The organism is Klebsiella sp. C360 (genome assembly GCF_048822415.1).
Classification (GTDB): domain Bacteria; phylum Pseudomonadota; class Gammaproteobacteria; order Enterobacterales; family Enterobacteriaceae; genus Klebsiella; species Klebsiella quasipneumoniae.
Genome location: NZ_JBMEZZ010000012.1, coordinates 68,467 through 82,890, shown reverse-complemented (window position 1 = coordinate 82,890; position 14,424 = coordinate 68,467). Strand labels below are relative to the sequence as shown.

The following is a 14,424-nucleotide window of genomic DNA, read 5'->3' as shown; positions in this document are numbered from 1 at the left end:
TTTAAGCAAACAGGTGTTATTGCCCGGCGATTTTCATCTCCGGCAGCAGCACAGAACCGCACTGAATGTTGCTGCGCGTTTCAATATCATCGCCGATGGTCACGATATTACGCCACATTTCTTTCAGATTTCCTGCAATGGTGATCTCACTGACAGGATATTGAATTTCGCCATTTTCTACCCAGAAGCCGGATGCGCCGCGTGAGTAGTCGCCAGTGACGCCACTGACACCCTGCCCCATCAGTTCGGTAACCATAAGACCGGTGCCCATCTCTTTAAGCATCTTTGCAAAACTCAGACCGCGGCCGTTGATGCGCCAGTTATGGATGCCGCCGGCGTGGCCGGTGCTTTTCATCCCCAGCTTGCGGGCGGAGTAGTTGGTCAGCAGCCACTGGGTCAGCACGCCGTCTTTGACGATATCGCGACGCTCGGTGCGCACGCCTTCGCTGTCGAACGGCGTGGAGGCCAGTCCTTTACGCAGGTGCGGATGCTCTTCAATGGTCAGCCACTCCGGCAAAATTTGTTTGCCCAGCGAATCGAGCAGGAAGGTGGATTTGCGGTATACCGAACCACCGGCAATCGCTCCGACCAGGTGGCCAAACAGCCCGGTCGCCACTTCATTGGCGAAAATCACCGGCGCCTTCATGGTCGACAGCTTACGCGGCGCGAGGCGCGACAGGGTGCGGCGGGCGCACTCTTCCCCGACCCATTCCGGGGACTGCAGATCCTCAATCGCCCGGCCAATGGTATAGGCGTAGTCGCGTTCCATGTCGCCGTCATCTTCCGCGATCACGCAGCTGGAAAGGGAGTGGCGAGTCGAACAGTAGCTCTGCAGCATGCCATGGCTGTTGCCGAACACTTTGATGCCGTAGTGGCTGTTAAAGCTGCCGCCTTCGGTGTTGGTGATGCGTTTATCGGCCTTCAGCGCCGCTTGCTCTGCGCGGGCGGCCAGTTCGATGGCCTCATCCGGGGAGACCTCCGCCGGGTGGAACAGGTCCAGATCCGGGGCGTCAAAGGCCAGCAGCTCTTTATCCGCCACGCCGGCGAAGGGATCCGGGGAGGTGTAGCGGGCGATATCCAGCGCCGCCTGCACGGTGCGGGCGATGGCGTCCGGGCTGAGATCGGTGGAAGAGGCGCTGCCCTTGCGGTTCTGGTGGTAAACCGTGATGCCTAACGCCCCATCGCTATTGAATTCTACATTCTCCACTTCGCCATAGCGGGTGCTGACGCCGATGCCCGTCGTCTTGCTGACGGAGACTTCCGCGCCATCGGATTTACCTGCCGCCAGTTCCAGCGCCGTGGTCACGGCCTCTTCCAGCGTCTTACGTTGCTGGGCAACTTGAGAGATCACTTTCATTGCTAATGCCATAATGTAAGAAGGAGTTAACTGAAGTCTAACAGAGAACCGTTTTTCAGTGCGCGCCTTAACTGGTAACATTAGCCTCTTTTTTTAAGGAGCCTGAGATGACAAAGCAGCCCGAAGACTGGCTCGACGACGTTCCCGGTGATGATATCGAGGATGAAGACGATGAAATTATCTGGGTCAGTAAGAGTGAAATTAAGCGCGACGCGGAAGAACTGAAGCGTCTTGGCGCGGAACTCGTTGACCTGGGGAAAAACGCGCTGGATAAAATTCCGCTGGATACTGACCTGCGCGACGCCATCGAACTCGCCCAGCGAATCAAAAAAGAGGGTCGCCGCCGCCAGCTGCAGCTTATCGGTAAGATGCTGCGCAATCGCGATGTCGATCCGATTCGTCAGGCGCTGGATAAGCTGAAAAACCGCCACAACCAGCAGGTTGCGCTGTTCCACAAGCTGGAGCAGATCCGTGACCGACTGATTGACGACGGGGATGACGCCGTAGCTGAAGTGCTGAACCTGTGGCCAGATGCTGACCGTCAGCAGTTGCGTTCCCTGATCCGCAATGCGAAGAAAGAGAAAGAAGGCAACAAACCGCCGAAATCCGCGCGCCTGATCTTCCAGTATCTGCGCGAACTGGCGGAAAACGAAGGCTAATTCCCACCGCTTTTGCCGCACAAGTCACCCGGATGGCGGCGCGCTGCGCCTTATCCGGGCTACTCCGCTTTGTCTGGGGGTGGCTATGCCTTATCCGGCCTACGGAAGGCTGCTGAACCTGAGTTATCAAACAGTTGCTCAACTCCGTAGGCCCGCGCAAGCGCCGCGCCGCCGGGCAGGCTGTATCCAACGCCGTTCCCGTCGTTGTGCCGGATGGCGGCTACGTCTTATCCGGCACACGGAAGGCTGCTGAACCTGAGTTATCAAACAGTTGCTCAACTCTGTAGGCCCGCGCAAGCGCAGCGCCGCCGGGCAGGCTGTATCCAACGCCGTTCCCGTCGTTGTGCCGGATGGCGGCTACGCCTTATCCGGCCCACCTTCCCCTTCTTCAACGCAAGCATCGCGTCAGCAGGGGGTTCCCCTGAGCCCCCAAGTCCACACAACGAGACTGTCGTTTATTGCCTTCTCTAAAGCTGAATCGTTAAAGCTAAAAGCAATGCAGATCACATCTTGTGTTGATAATTAAGCATGGTTTAGCACAATAATCCGACGACCATCGCATTTAATATCTTAAAAACGGCCACTTTCTCACCAGGTGAGGCGCTTCACATTTTAATCACCCCCATGCCGGTAGATTTCACACGTCAATGACACAATCGATTCAGCAAAAAGGGAATAAAAATGAAAAAGACATTGGTTCTGACGGCTATCGCTCTGCTGGTTTCTGGCTCCGCCGCGGCAAAAACATGGGTGCTGACGAATGCTGAAGAGGGCATGGATAAAGGAAACTGGCAGATCGGCAGCGATCAGCTGAAGGTGAAAGACCATGCGTTCAGCATTGAGCAGAAAGTCCTGCACGGCGGCAAGCAGGAAGGCAGCAAAATCCTCACCATTCGCAGTAAAGACGGCCTGACCATCACCCTCAGCCCGACGCGCGGCATGAACTTGCTGCGAGTGGAAGGCTTCGGCAGCCGGATGGGTTGGGATTCGCCGGTCAAAGAGGTTGTTAACCCGGCCTTTATCAACCTGGAGAGTCGCAACGGGCTCGGCTGGCTGGAAGGGTTCAACGAAATGATGGTCCGCTGCGGCTACGAGTGGACCGGCCATCCGGTGACCGCGGACGGGCAAATTTATACCCTGCACGGCAAGGCAGGCAACACGCCGGCCTCTCTGGTGGAGGTTGAGGTGGCCGACAGTGCGCCGTATGAAATTCGCGTCCGCGGGCTGGTGAAAGAGAGCACCTTCAAAAAAGCCGATCTGCAAACCATGACCGAGCTGCGCTATATCCCGGGCAGCAACAGCTTCAGCCTGCACGATGTCTTAACCAATCACGCCGACTATCCGCATGATTACCAGATCATCTACCACAGCAACTTCGGCACCCCGATCCTGGAAGAAGGCGCGCGTTTCCTCGCCCCGATGTCCAGCATCAGCCCGTTCAATGATTACGCTAAGAGCGGATTAAAAACCTGGCAAACCTATCAGGGGCCGACCAAAGACTTTGACGAGATGGTGTTTAATATTCAGCCGCTGGCCGATGAAAATCACCAGACGCTGGCCGCCGTGATCAACAAAGCGGGCGATAAAGGAGCCTCCATTCAGTTCGACACCCGCCAGCTGCCGGTCCTGACGCTGTGGAAAAACACCGACACCGTCAAACAGGGCTATGTCACCGGTATCGAGCCGGGGACCAGCTACGCCTATCCGGTGACCATTGAACGCGAGCAAAAACGCGTAAAACAGCTGCAGCCGGGCGCCAGCGCGCAGTTTGATCTGACCTACACCCTGCTGCATGACAGTGCCCAGGTGGCCGCCGTCGAGCAGAAAATCGCGCAGATTCAGGGCGACAATAAAGTGGTGGAGAACGACACGCCGATCGCCAAAGAGTAAAAATACCCCAGCCGAACGCCCGGAGCGGTACGCCGCGCCGGGCTACGCCCGCCCCATCACCTCGCGCCCGAGATCCCGGGCAAACTGCTGATACTGTCGCTCATCGATCGGCTGCGGGTAGCTCAGCACCAGCAGCTCATGATCCGCGATGCCCTGATGATAGGTCGGATGACGATGCGCCCAGGGGTTAGCGTGGAATCCCATCGACTGATAAAAGCACAGCCGTTTATGGGCGATCTCGCTGCTCAGCGGATCGATTTCCAGAATGGTCAGCGGTGCGCGCGTCAGGATCTGCGCCAGCAGCTGTTTACCATAGCCGCGGGAGCGCAGCGTATCGTCGATCGCCAAATGTTCGACATAACAGTAGCCGGCAAACTGCCAGCAGCCGCTGAGGCCGATAAATACGTCCTCATCGAACCACGCCTCCAGCGCGTAGTGCGCGTTGCTCAGCGCCTGACGCTTTGCCTCGCTTTCGCGCTGCTCGTGCCAAGGAAAGGCGCGCGCGTATAGCGCGTCCAGCATGGCGAAATGGGGCGAGTCGGTAGAAAGAACGCTTTCGCGGGTAAGCATCACACCATCCCTGTTGGTAAAAACAAAACTGCCCTCACGCGGAGGGCAGTGACCGGAGGCGGGACGTTACTCTGTCGCGGCCGCTTTTTGCGCCAGTTTATCCAGCAGCTTTTGATGAATGCCGCCGAAGCCGCCATTGCTCATCACCAGGATATGGTCGCCAGGATGGGCGGTTTTGACCACCATCTCCGCCAGGGTATCGACGTCGGCGCTCCAGTGAGCCGGCTGGACGCAGGCTTCCGCCACTTCCGCCACCTGCCACGGGATATGCTGCGGCTGCAGGAGGAACACCTCATCGGCGCGGCCAAGAGACGGCGCCAGATCGTCCTTGCAGACGCCCATTTTCATGGTGTTAGAGCGCGGCTCCAGCACGGCGAGAATGCGCGCGGTGCCGCCCACTTTGCCGCGCAGCGCCTGCAGCGTAGCGAGAATGGCCGTCGGATGATGAGCGAAATCGTCATACACGGTGACGCCGTTGGCTTCGCCGCGCAGCTCCAGGCGACGGCGGGCGTTGATAAAGCTGCCCAGCGCGTTCGCGGCATCCGCCGGCAGTACCCCGACGTGACGCGCCGCGGCAATGGCCATCAGGCCGTTATGCATATTATGCTCGCCGACCAGCGTCCACTTCACCTCGCCGACCTTTTCACCGTCGAATAGCACTTCCCACTGCGAGGCGTCAGCGTTCAGCTTCCTAGCCTGCCAGTGGCCCTGCTCGCCCACCAGCTCCTGCTCGCTCCAGCAACCCATCGCCATCACCTGCTTCAGGTTGATGTCGTTCTCCGGCAGGATAATTTTGCCTTTGCCCGGCACGATGCGCACCAGATGGTGGAACTGCTTCTGAATCGCCTTCAGGTCGTCAAAGATATCCGCGTGGTCGAACTCAAGGTTGTTGAGGATCAGCGTCCGCGGGCAGTAGTGAACAAATTTGGAGCGCTTGTCGAAGAAGGCGCAGTCGTATTCATCCGCTTCAATGACGAAGAACGGGCTGTCGCCCAGGCGCGCAGAGACGTCAAAATTGCCCGGCACGCCGCCGATCACGAAGCCCGGCTGGTAACCGCAGGCTTCAAGGATCCAGGTCGCCATGCCGGCGGTGGTGGTTTTGCCGTGGGTCCCGGCGACGGCCAGCACCCAGCGATCGCGCAGCACGAAGTCGTGCAGCCACTGCGGGCCGGACATATAGGGAATATTGTTTTCCAGCACCGCTTCAACGCACGGGTTGCCGCGAGTCATGGCGTTACCGATGATCACCAGGTCCGGCCGGGGCTCCAGCTGGCTGGGGTCATAGCCCTGAATTAAATCAATCCCCTGGTTTTCCAGCAGGGTGCTCATCGGCGGATAGACGTTAGCATCCGACCCCGTTACCTCATGACCGAGGGAGCGCGCCAGCATGGCCAGGCCCCCCATAAACGTGCCACAGATTCCTAAAATATGAATGCGCATTCGTCATTTCCTTCTCTTATCCGGGGCACATTTTACCCATATCCCGGGCCCTGGCGAAATGCATTTCAGGCGAATCTGTATTTTGCTGGCGCGATTCACTAGTGCGCACTTTTTTGATTCTTTGTTAAGATTGTTGCGTTCGTTTTACTCAACATAAAAATGCAGGGAACGAGTTATGAAAACGTTAGGTGAGTTTATTGTTGAAAAGCAGCACGAGTTCTCCCACGCCACCGGTGAGCTGACTGCTTTGTTGTCAGCAATAAAGTTGGGCGCCAAGATCATCCACCGCGATATCAACAAGGCCGGTCTGGTCGATATCCTGGGTGCCAGCGGTGCTGAAAACGTTCAGGGCGAGGTGCAGCAAAAACTCGATCTGTTCGCGAATGAAAAATTAAAAGCCGCACTGCGAGCACGCGATATTGTTGCCGGGATCGCCTCTGAAGAAGAAGATGAGATTGTCGTCTTCGAAGGGTGTGAACACGCCAAATACGTGGTGCTGATGGACCCTCTGGATGGCTCCTCTAACATCGACGTTAACGTCTCTGTTGGTACGATCTTCTCTATCTACCGCCGCGTGACGCCTGTTGGCACGCCGGTGACAGAAGAAGATTTCCTGCAGCCGGGCAACAAACAGGTGGCAGCGGGCTATGTGGTCTATGGCTCTTCGACGATGCTGGTGTATACCACCGGCTGCGGCGTCCACGCCTTCACCTACGACCCGTCCCTCGGCGTCTTCTGTCTGTGCCAGGAGCGCATGCGCTTCCCGGAAAAGGGCAATACCTACTCCATTAACGAAGGCAACTACATCAAATTCCCGCAGGGCGTGAAGAAGTACATTAAGTACTGCCAGGAAGAGGACAAAGCGACGCAGCGTCCTTATACCTCACGCTATATCGGCTCGCTGGTGGCGGACTTCCACCGCAACCTGCTGAAAGGCGGCATCTACCTCTATCCAAGCACCGCCAGCCACCCGGACGGCAAGCTGCGCCTGCTGTATGAATGCAACCCGATGGCCTTCCTCGCCGAACAGGCGGGCGGTAAGGCCAGCGATGGTAAAGAGCGTATTCTGGATATTGTTCCGGAAAGCCTGCACCAGCGCCGCTCCTTCTTCGTCGGCAACAACCACATGGTGGAAGACGTCGAGAACTTTATTAAGTCGTTCCCGGACGCCTAAGCGCCCTGCCCGCTCCTCCCGCGCCTGCGGGAGGAGCCTCTCTTTTAGCGACTCCCCGCCCCGCTCACCCGCGTGACCGCCGCATTCTGCCGGTTTTCCCACAGCACGGTCAGCCCACGCTGCAGCGCGATAAAGATAAACAGCAAAATGCCGATGGCGATTTTGGTCCACCATGAGCTGAGGGTGCCGTCGAAGTTGATGTAGGTCTGAATCAGCCCCTGGATCGCCACCCCGAACAGGGTTCCCAGCACAGTGCCGACGCCGCCGCTAAGCAGCGTGCCGCCGATCACCACCGAGGCAATGGCGTCCAGCTCCACGCCGACGCCCGCCAGCGCATAGCCCGCCTGGGTATAAATGGAAAAGACGATCCCGGCCAGCGTCGCCAGCCCGGTGGAGAGCATATAGATACGGATCGTGGCGCTGCGGGTGGAAATCCCCATTAAATTCGCCGACGTCGCGTTGCCGCCAATGGCATACACCTGGTTGCCGAAGCGGGTGCGGTGGGCGACAAAAATACCGGCCACCACCACCAGCAGCATCAGCAGCCCCATGGCGCTGAGGCGTCCGCCGCCGGGAATGGTCCATGCCAGCCCGGACAGGGTGTCGTATACCGGGTGGTTAATCGGAATCGACTCCTCTGACACCAGATAGCTCACGCCGCGCAGGAAGAACATGCCGGCGAGGGTGATGATAAAGGCCGGGATCTTCAAGGCGTCAATCAGCAGCCCCATAAACGCGCCGAAGGCGCAGCCCATCACCAGCACCAGCGGAAACGCCACCAGCGGTGATATTCCCCAAAAGCCAATCGCTTTGGCGAGAAAGACGCCGGTAAAGGCGATCACCGACCCGACAGACAGATCGATCCCGCCGGAGAGGATCACGAAGGTCATGCCCACGGCGATGATCCCGAGGAAGGCGTTATCCGTCAGGATATTGCAGATCACCCGCGTCGAGGCAAAGCCGGGGAATTGCGTCAGGCAGTAGAGATAGCCCAGCACAAACACCGCGAGGGTGATCATCAACGGTAAATTACGTTTTATCATGGCCGCGTACCCCTTTCAGTAAACCGATAAAGCGCGGCGACTGGACAATCAGTACGCACAGCACCACCACCGCTTTCACCACCTGGTTGAGCTCCGGCGGGAAGCCGGAGAGCAAAATCCCGGTGTTCATTCCCTGGATAATCAGCGCCCCCACCACCGACAGCAGCAGGTTGAAGCGCCCGCCCATCAGCGAAGCGCCGCCGATGACCACCGCCAGAATGGCGTCCAGCTCAAGCCATAGCCCGGCGTTATTGGCATCCGCGCCGCGAATGTCCGCCGCCACGATGATCCCGGCGATCGCCGCGCAGACGCCGCTCAGGACATAGGCCAGCATCACCACGATGCGGGTATTGACGCCGGCGTTTTTCGCCGCGCGGATATTGATCCCTACCGCTTCGATAAACATGCCCAGCGCCGTTTTGCGGGTAAACAGCCAGAACAGCAGCAGGGTCGCGGCGGCGATGATCACCGGCGTCGGAAACAGGAGGAACGATCCGCTGCCGAGCCACGCCAGCGCCGGGGAATCAAAGGTGACGATCTGCCCGGCGGTGATCAACTGCGCCACCCCGCGTCCGGCCACCATCAGGATCAGCGTCGCCACAAAGGGCTGGATCTTAAGGACCGCCACGAGAATGCCGTTCCACAGCCCGGCCAGCGCGCCCGCCGCCAGCGAGGCCAGCAGCACCACCGGCAGGCTGTGACCGGCGACGGTCATCGAGGCGGCCGTCGCGCCGGCTATCGCCATCACCGCCCCCACCGACAGGTCGATGCCGCCGGTGGCGATCACCAGCGTCATGCCGATGGCCAGCAGCGCCACCGGGGCGGCGCGGTTGAGAATATCGATTGGGCTGCCAAACAGGCGGCCATCCTGGAGCACCACCTGATAAAAATGGGGCGCCACCAGGCTGTCGACCAGCAGAACCAGCAGCAGGGCAATGATCTGCGGGGTGCCCTTCGGCCAGGTGAAGCGTCGCTTCTCCGGGCCGGTTTGCGAAAGAGATCGAGGCATCATGGGTTACTCCTTATGCCGCAATTGCGTTCATGATCGCCGGTACAGAGAGCTCGGCGAGCGGGATCTCGGCCACCTGCCGGCGATCGCGCATGATAATGACCCGATCGGCGTAACCCACCAGCTCCTCCAGTTCAGAGGAGATGACCAGCAGCGCCAGGCCATCGGCGCAGAGGGTTTCAATCAGGCGAATGATTTCCGCATGGGCGCCAACGTCGATGCCGCGGGTCGGCTCATCGAGGATCAGGAACTGCGGTTTGGTCAGCAGCCAGCGGGAAAGCAGCACCTTCTGCTGGTTGCCGCCGGAGAGAAACTCGATCGGCTGCTCCGCGCTGGGGGTGCGGATCCCCAGTTGGCGAATAAAGCGCTCGGCGATCTCGTTCTGTTCGCGCCGGGGTATCGGCCGCAGCCATCCGCGCTGCGCCTGCAGGGCGAGGACGATATTTTCCCGCACCGAGGCGGCGGCGATAATGCCGTCGGTTTTGCGATCCTCCGGACAGAAGCCGATCCCGAGGCAGGAGGCCTGATGCGGAGAACGCAGGGTTTGCGGTTTGCCTTTGATCCACGCCTTCCCGCTGTCCGCCGTTTTAATACCGAAGATCACCTCGGCGGTTTCCGTGCGGCCGGAACCCAACAGGCCGGCGAGGCCAACGATTTCGCCCGGCCGTACCTGCAGGTCGAACGGGGCGATGGTGCCTTTTTTACCGTAGCCTTCAAATGCCGCCACCGGCTTATCGCTCAGCAGGGTTCGGCCCGCCCGCTGCAGGGCGTTGTGGTCCAGTTCGCGGCCCAGCATCATTTTCACCAGCTCAATCTGCGGCAGTTCGCGGGTCTCGCGGCAGCCGACGAAGCTGCCGTTGCGCAGCACGGTAATGCGGTCGCTGACCGCATAGACCTGGTCGAGAAAATGGGTGACGAAGATCAGGCTGACGCCGTTATCCCTGAGCTGGCGCATCAGGGTAAACAGCATCTCCACCTCCTGGGTATCGAGGCTGGCGGTGGGCTCGTCGAGGATCAGCACCTTGGCCGACAGGTCGATGGCCCGGCAGATAGCGACGATCTGCTGCATCGCCACTGAAAAGCGGTTCAGCGGCTCGCGCACATCGAGGGAAAAGCCGTAGGAGGCCATCAGCGCCGTCGCCCTGGCCTCCATCTCTTTCCGCCGCAGCAGGCCAAACCGCCGCGGCTCACGGCCGATGAACAGGTTATCCGCCACCGACATATTGGGCAGCAGGTTCACTTCCTGGTAGACAGTGCCGATCCCCAGCTGCTGGGCATGGGCGGTATTTTTCGGGGAAATGGTCTGGCCTTCCAGCCAGATAGTGCCGCGATCGGCATGGTAAACGCCGGTAAGCGCTTTGATCAGCGTCGATTTCCCGGCGCCGTTTTCGCCCAACAGGGCCATGATTTCGCCGCGCCGCAGGCTAAAGTTGACGTTATCCAGCGCCTTAACGCCGGGGAAGAATTTACTGAGTCCTTCGGTGCGAAGGATCTCCTGGTGTGCCTCGGCGCTCATAATCGATACCACCTTCAAATGATGTCAGGTTGCCCCGGTTCGCGCTGTGCTTGCCGGGGTTTCTGGAACGCTGCCTGTTACCCTCTCCGGCTGAGGAGAGGGTCGGGATGAGGGGCTATCCACTCAGTAGCCCATATTTTTCTTCTTCTCTAACTCTTCTTTCGCCGTATCCGGCAGATACAGCGTCGATTTGGTAATGGTCAGCTTCTCCGGCAGGGTGCCGTCTTTTTTGTATTTCTCCAGCGCATCAAACGCCGGGCCGGCCATATTTGGCGTCAGCTCGACGCTGGCGTTGGCTTCGCCGGCGATCATCGCTTTATAGATATCCGGCACGCCGTCGATGGAGCCGGTCAGAATATCTTTGCCCGGCTTCAGGCCAGCTTCTTTAATGGCCTGGATGGCGCCGATTGCCATATCGTCGTTATGAGCGAATACCATGCAGATGTTTTTGCCGTTATTCTCAGCCTTGATAAAGCTCTCCATAACCTCTTTCCCTTTGCTGCGGGTGAAGTCGCCGGACTGAGAGCGGATGATTTTGATATTCGAGGCTTTGGCGATGGCGTCAGCGAAGCCTTTCTTACGGTCGATGGCCACGCTGGCCCCGACGGTGCCCTGCAGTTCCACGACGTTACACGGCTTACCGTCGACAGTTTTCACCAGCCAGTCGCCAATCAGCTGACCTTCCAGTACGTTGTTGGCGGTCACGGTGGTCATGTAGAGATCTTTATCTTTCACATCAATAGAACGGTCGAGGAGGAAGACCGGGATTTTGGCCTCTTTCGCCTCTTTCAGTACCGGCTCCCAGCCTGTAGCCACTACCGGCGCAATGAAGATCGCGTCTACCCCCTGGGCGATAAAGGAGCGCACCGCTTTGATCTGGTTTTCCTGTTTTTGCTGACCATCGGCGATCTTCAGCGTGATACCGCGCTTGGCGGCTTCCTCTTTCGCGACGCTGGTTTCTGCCGCACGCCAGCCGGATTCAGAACCGACCTGCGAAAAACCTACGGTTAGCGGGGCAGCTATCGCCATAGACGACATAGCTGCGGAAACTGCTGTGACAAGAAGTAAGCGCTTCCACATAAGGGTATCCTCGTAGGGTTATTGTTGGTTAAAGTCTCACCTGCGGACAAACTATAGACAATCGGTGATGTAACTGAATGCGTTACATCACACTTCAAAAAAGTAAATGAGATGTTAATGACGGCCCCGTTGCCCAGCGGAGAGCCGATAAGGCTTCGCAGGGAGCGCGGCTGTTGCGGTTTATGACGTTTTTTTAAGCGGTTTGATAAATCAATCACATGCAATGAAAACGGTTACATAAATTTATTCATGATGTGGCTATGTTTATGGATTTTCATGCCATTATTGCGCGCAAAATTCAGAGCACTCCACGGCGAGATCGGGAAAAAGAAGCGAAGACATTCGATGTGAGTTGGCTATAATACCGAGCACTTGTTTGCCATACATTTTAAAGGAAACAGACATGAGCTTACTCAACGTACCTGCGGGCAAAGATCTGCCGGAAGACATCTACGTCGTGATCGAGATCCCGGCGAACGCAGATCCCATCAAATACGAAGTCGACAAAGAGAGCGGTGCACTGTTCGTTGACCGTTTCATGTCCACAGCGATGTTCTATCCGTGCAACTACGGCTACATCAACCACACACTGTCCCTGGACGGCGACCCGGTTGACGTGCTGGTCCCGACCCCGTACCCGCTGCAGCCGGGCTCCGTGATCCGCTGCCGTCCGGTTGGCGTTCTGAAGATGACCGACGAATCCGGTGAAGATGCGAAACTGGTTGCGGTACCGCACACCAAGCTGAGCAAAGAATACGATCACATCAACGATGTGAACGACCTGCCGGAACTGCTGAAAGCCCAGATCACTCACTTCTTTGAGCACTACAAAGATCTGGAAAAAGGCAAGTGGGTTAAAGTCGACGGTTGGGACAACGCAGAAGCGGCGAAAGCTGAAATCGTTGCCTCTTTCGAGCGCGCTAAGCAGAAGTAATTCTGTCTCAGGCAGGGTCATACCCTGCCTGATTGCGGCACGGATAGCCGCGATAACACCATGGAGGGTGTCCCGTGAAAAGCGTTCGCTATTTCACTCTTAACTTTTCTGGCTTCACAACCGCCGCCTCTGAAAAACAGGGGTATCTGCGCCTTATCGCCGGCGACCATGTCTTTTATACCGATAAACGCTATTTTAACGCCCCCTCGCTTTTTGACCGCCTGAAGACCCATCAGCCTCTGTATCTCGGCGCCCGCCGCCTGGACAACGGCAGTTACTGGATCCACTGGCTCAGCGATGGCGAAACGCTTCTTGAGCCCAGTCAACGCGTCAAGCGCTGGGCCCGGCCGCTGCTAATTATCAGCCTGCTGACGCTCATCGTCTCCCTTATTCCGCTCCTGGTGGGCGCCTCAGAATGGGCAAAATTCGGCTGCGGCATTATCGCGGTACTGGCCTTCATCGCGCTGTTAACCGGGCTCTGCGAGCGGCTGTTCCACCCGGCGCTAAAACGGCACCCCGCGATGCGCGATCTGCTGGCGAAGATGGCGCAGGCCCGCCGCCGCGACTTTTCTTTTTGCCAGCCGCTACCCGCAACGCCGCGGGCCGTCCGCCGGTCGGCGATGCCTTTTACGCATGCCCTGCCGGAACGCTATGCGGTTAAGACCGACATCATCACCGATACCCACTTTAAGAAGTGGTATGCGGGCAATCCTACGCGGGAATATCACGGCCTCGGGATACAATGCGGTTCCCTGCCGCTGGCCTTCTGGTGGCAGGCTGGCTGCGCTAATTTCGCGCTGCATCCTGTTCTCTATCGTCGTCAGCCACCGTTTCTTGCCACTGGCGATCGTATCGTCGCCGTATACGAGCGCGACAGCCGGGCGATCCATGCGCTATACAATGCCAGCGACGGCGCGGCTTATGTAAAAAACCATCCGCTCTATCCTGGACGCAGACAGCTGTCGCTGCTTTATTACCTGTTTTACGGCCTCGCGCTGGTGATGTATCTGCTATTTCTCGGGGTAGAAATCATCAGCGCCCTTCAGTCAGGCCGACGCGTCTGGTGGCAGGTTCAGGATTCACTGGACATGCTGTCCTTATTGTTACTCTGCTTTGGCGGGATACTGGCGGTACTGGAGCTGATTGGCCCAACGGCCTGGTTATTGTCACACCGGGTGGCTGACTGGCTGAAGCTGCGATCGGCGATGCGGCGTTACCTGCGGGAGGCAGCCCCCCAAACCACGCCCGAGGAGGTCATGTAATGTTCAGCACCCCAACACGACGATTATTATTCCTCGCGCTGACGACGCTGGCTTCCACGATGTGGCTGGCGAGAGATTATCTGCCGCTCTGGTAAGAGGCGGGCGCAGAAAAAACAACGCCACCCGAAGGTGGCGCTGTCGTGGTTAATACTGGTCGCGATCCAACCAGTTGCCGTTCGCTATCAACGTACAACCCTCAACGGAACGTTGATAGACATACATCCATGCGCTGCCGTAAGGCGTCTGAATCAGGTGGCGCGCATACTCGCCCCCCTTGGTGCGGAGCGCATCCAGTTCGGCCAGCGTCGATGCATCAATACGATAAACTTCACCATGTACTGTGCCTTCGCCGGGCACCGCGCCTGGATAGTGGCCCAGGCTGTACAGCTGATAATCGTCGACACTATGAGCGCCCAGCCACTGGGCGTTGGTCATCCAGTGGCTGTTGCCTTGTTTGCGTCGTAAACTGCCGTAAACAAATATTCGCATT

13 protein-coding genes are annotated in these 14,424 nt (G+C 58.2%); 5 read left to right on the top strand and 8 right to left on the bottom strand.

Features of this window, described 5'->3' with window-relative positions; translation table 11 throughout:
- Positions 1 to 16: 16 nt before the first annotated feature.
- Positions 17 to 1,369 carry a metalloprotease PmbA gene (gene pmbA, locus ACOI7D_RS23240; RefSeq protein WP_109546720.1) on the bottom strand — a complete coding sequence of 451 codons (1,353 nt, stop codon included), beginning with the start codon at positions 1,367 to 1,369 and terminating at the stop codon, positions 17 to 19.
- Between the two features lie 95 nt (positions 1,370 to 1,464).
- On the opposite strand from pmbA, the gene yjgA reads away from it, so the two are divergent.
- Complete coding sequence (gene yjgA / locus ACOI7D_RS23235) at positions 1,465 to 2,016, top strand: ribosome biogenesis factor YjgA (protein ID WP_004206498.1); 552 nt, start codon at positions 1,465 to 1,467, stop codon at positions 2,014 to 2,016.
- Between the two features lie 681 nt (positions 2,017 to 2,697).
- Positions 2,698 to 3,906 carry an aldose 1-epimerase family protein gene (locus tag ACOI7D_RS23230; RefSeq protein WP_060592124.1) on the top strand — a complete coding sequence of 403 codons (1,209 nt, stop codon included), beginning with the start codon at positions 2,698 to 2,700 and terminating at the stop codon, positions 3,904 to 3,906.
- A gap of 42 nt (positions 3,907 to 3,948) precedes the next feature.
- Here the strand turns inward: ACOI7D_RS23230 and ACOI7D_RS23225 are convergent, their stop codons facing one another.
- On the bottom strand, positions 3,949 to 4,476 hold the full coding sequence (locus tag ACOI7D_RS23225; RefSeq protein WP_060592126.1) for a GNAT family N-acetyltransferase: 528 nt from the start codon (positions 4,474 to 4,476) through the stop codon (positions 3,949 to 3,951).
- Positions 4,477 to 4,542: 66 nt separating this feature from the next.
- Positions 4,543 to 5,916 (bottom strand): UDP-N-acetylmuramate:L-alanyl-gamma-D-glutamyl-meso-diaminopimelate ligase, encoded by a 1,374-nt coding sequence (gene mpl, locus ACOI7D_RS23220; RefSeq protein WP_060592128.1) that lies wholly within the window; start codon positions 5,914 to 5,916, stop codon positions 4,543 to 4,545.
- Positions 5,917 to 6,091: 175 nt separating this feature from the next.
- On the opposite strand from mpl, the gene fbp reads away from it, so the two are divergent.
- Positions 6,092 to 7,090: a class 1 fructose-bisphosphatase gene (gene fbp, locus ACOI7D_RS23215; protein WP_004206493.1), complete on the top strand. Its 999-nt coding sequence runs from the start codon at positions 6,092 to 6,094 to the stop codon at positions 7,088 to 7,090.
- A gap of 44 nt (positions 7,091 to 7,134) precedes the next feature.
- Here fbp and yjfF read toward each other — a convergent pair whose 3' ends face one another.
- The 4 genes from yjfF to ytfQ form a co-directional block, all read right to left on the bottom strand.
- The gene (yjfF, locus tag ACOI7D_RS23210; protein WP_002886825.1) at positions 7,135 to 8,133 is read right to left on the bottom strand and encodes a galactofuranose ABC transporter, permease protein YjfF; all 999 of its coding nucleotides are present in this window, start codon (positions 8,131 to 8,133) and stop codon (positions 7,135 to 7,137) included.
- A complete protein-coding gene (gene ytfT / locus ACOI7D_RS23205) occupies positions 8,120 to 9,145 on the bottom strand; it encodes a galactofuranose ABC transporter, ATP-binding protein YtfT (protein WP_023291747.1) in 1,026 nt (341 codons plus the stop codon). The genes yjfF and ytfT overlap by 14 nt, the downstream gene beginning before the upstream one ends.
- Before the next feature lie 10 nt (positions 9,146 to 9,155).
- Positions 9,156 to 10,658, bottom strand: a complete 1,503-nt coding sequence (gene ytfR, locus ACOI7D_RS23200; RefSeq protein ID WP_032736727.1) for a galactofuranose ABC transporter, ATP-binding protein YtfR — start codon at positions 10,656 to 10,658, stop codon at positions 9,156 to 9,158.
- A gap of 123 nt (positions 10,659 to 10,781) precedes the next feature.
- Positions 10,782 to 11,738, bottom strand: a complete 957-nt coding sequence (gene ytfQ / locus ACOI7D_RS23195) for a galactofuranose ABC transporter, galactofuranose-binding protein YtfQ (RefSeq protein ID WP_002886769.1) — start codon at positions 11,736 to 11,738, stop codon at positions 10,782 to 10,784.
- A gap of 403 nt (positions 11,739 to 12,141) precedes the next feature.
- On the opposite strand from ytfQ, the gene ppa reads away from it, so the two are divergent.
- Together ppa and ACOI7D_RS23185 are read left to right on the top strand one after the other, a co-directional pair.
- Entirely contained in the window at positions 12,142 to 12,672 is a 531-nt protein-coding gene (ppa, locus tag ACOI7D_RS23190) for an inorganic diphosphatase (RefSeq protein WP_002886766.1), read from the top strand.
- A 74-nt stretch (positions 12,673 to 12,746) separates the two neighbouring features.
- A complete protein-coding gene (locus ACOI7D_RS23185) occupies positions 12,747 to 13,934 on the top strand; it encodes a hypothetical protein (protein WP_065812793.1) in 1,188 nt (395 codons plus the stop codon).
- A 144-nt stretch (positions 13,935 to 14,078) separates the two neighbouring features.
- On the opposite strand, the gene ACOI7D_RS23180 is transcribed toward ACOI7D_RS23185, so the two are convergent.
- Complete coding sequence (locus tag ACOI7D_RS23180) at positions 14,079 to 14,423, bottom strand: gamma-glutamylcyclotransferase family protein (protein WP_002886724.1); 345 nt, start codon at positions 14,421 to 14,423, stop codon at positions 14,079 to 14,081.
- Position 14,424 lies beyond the last annotated feature (1 nt).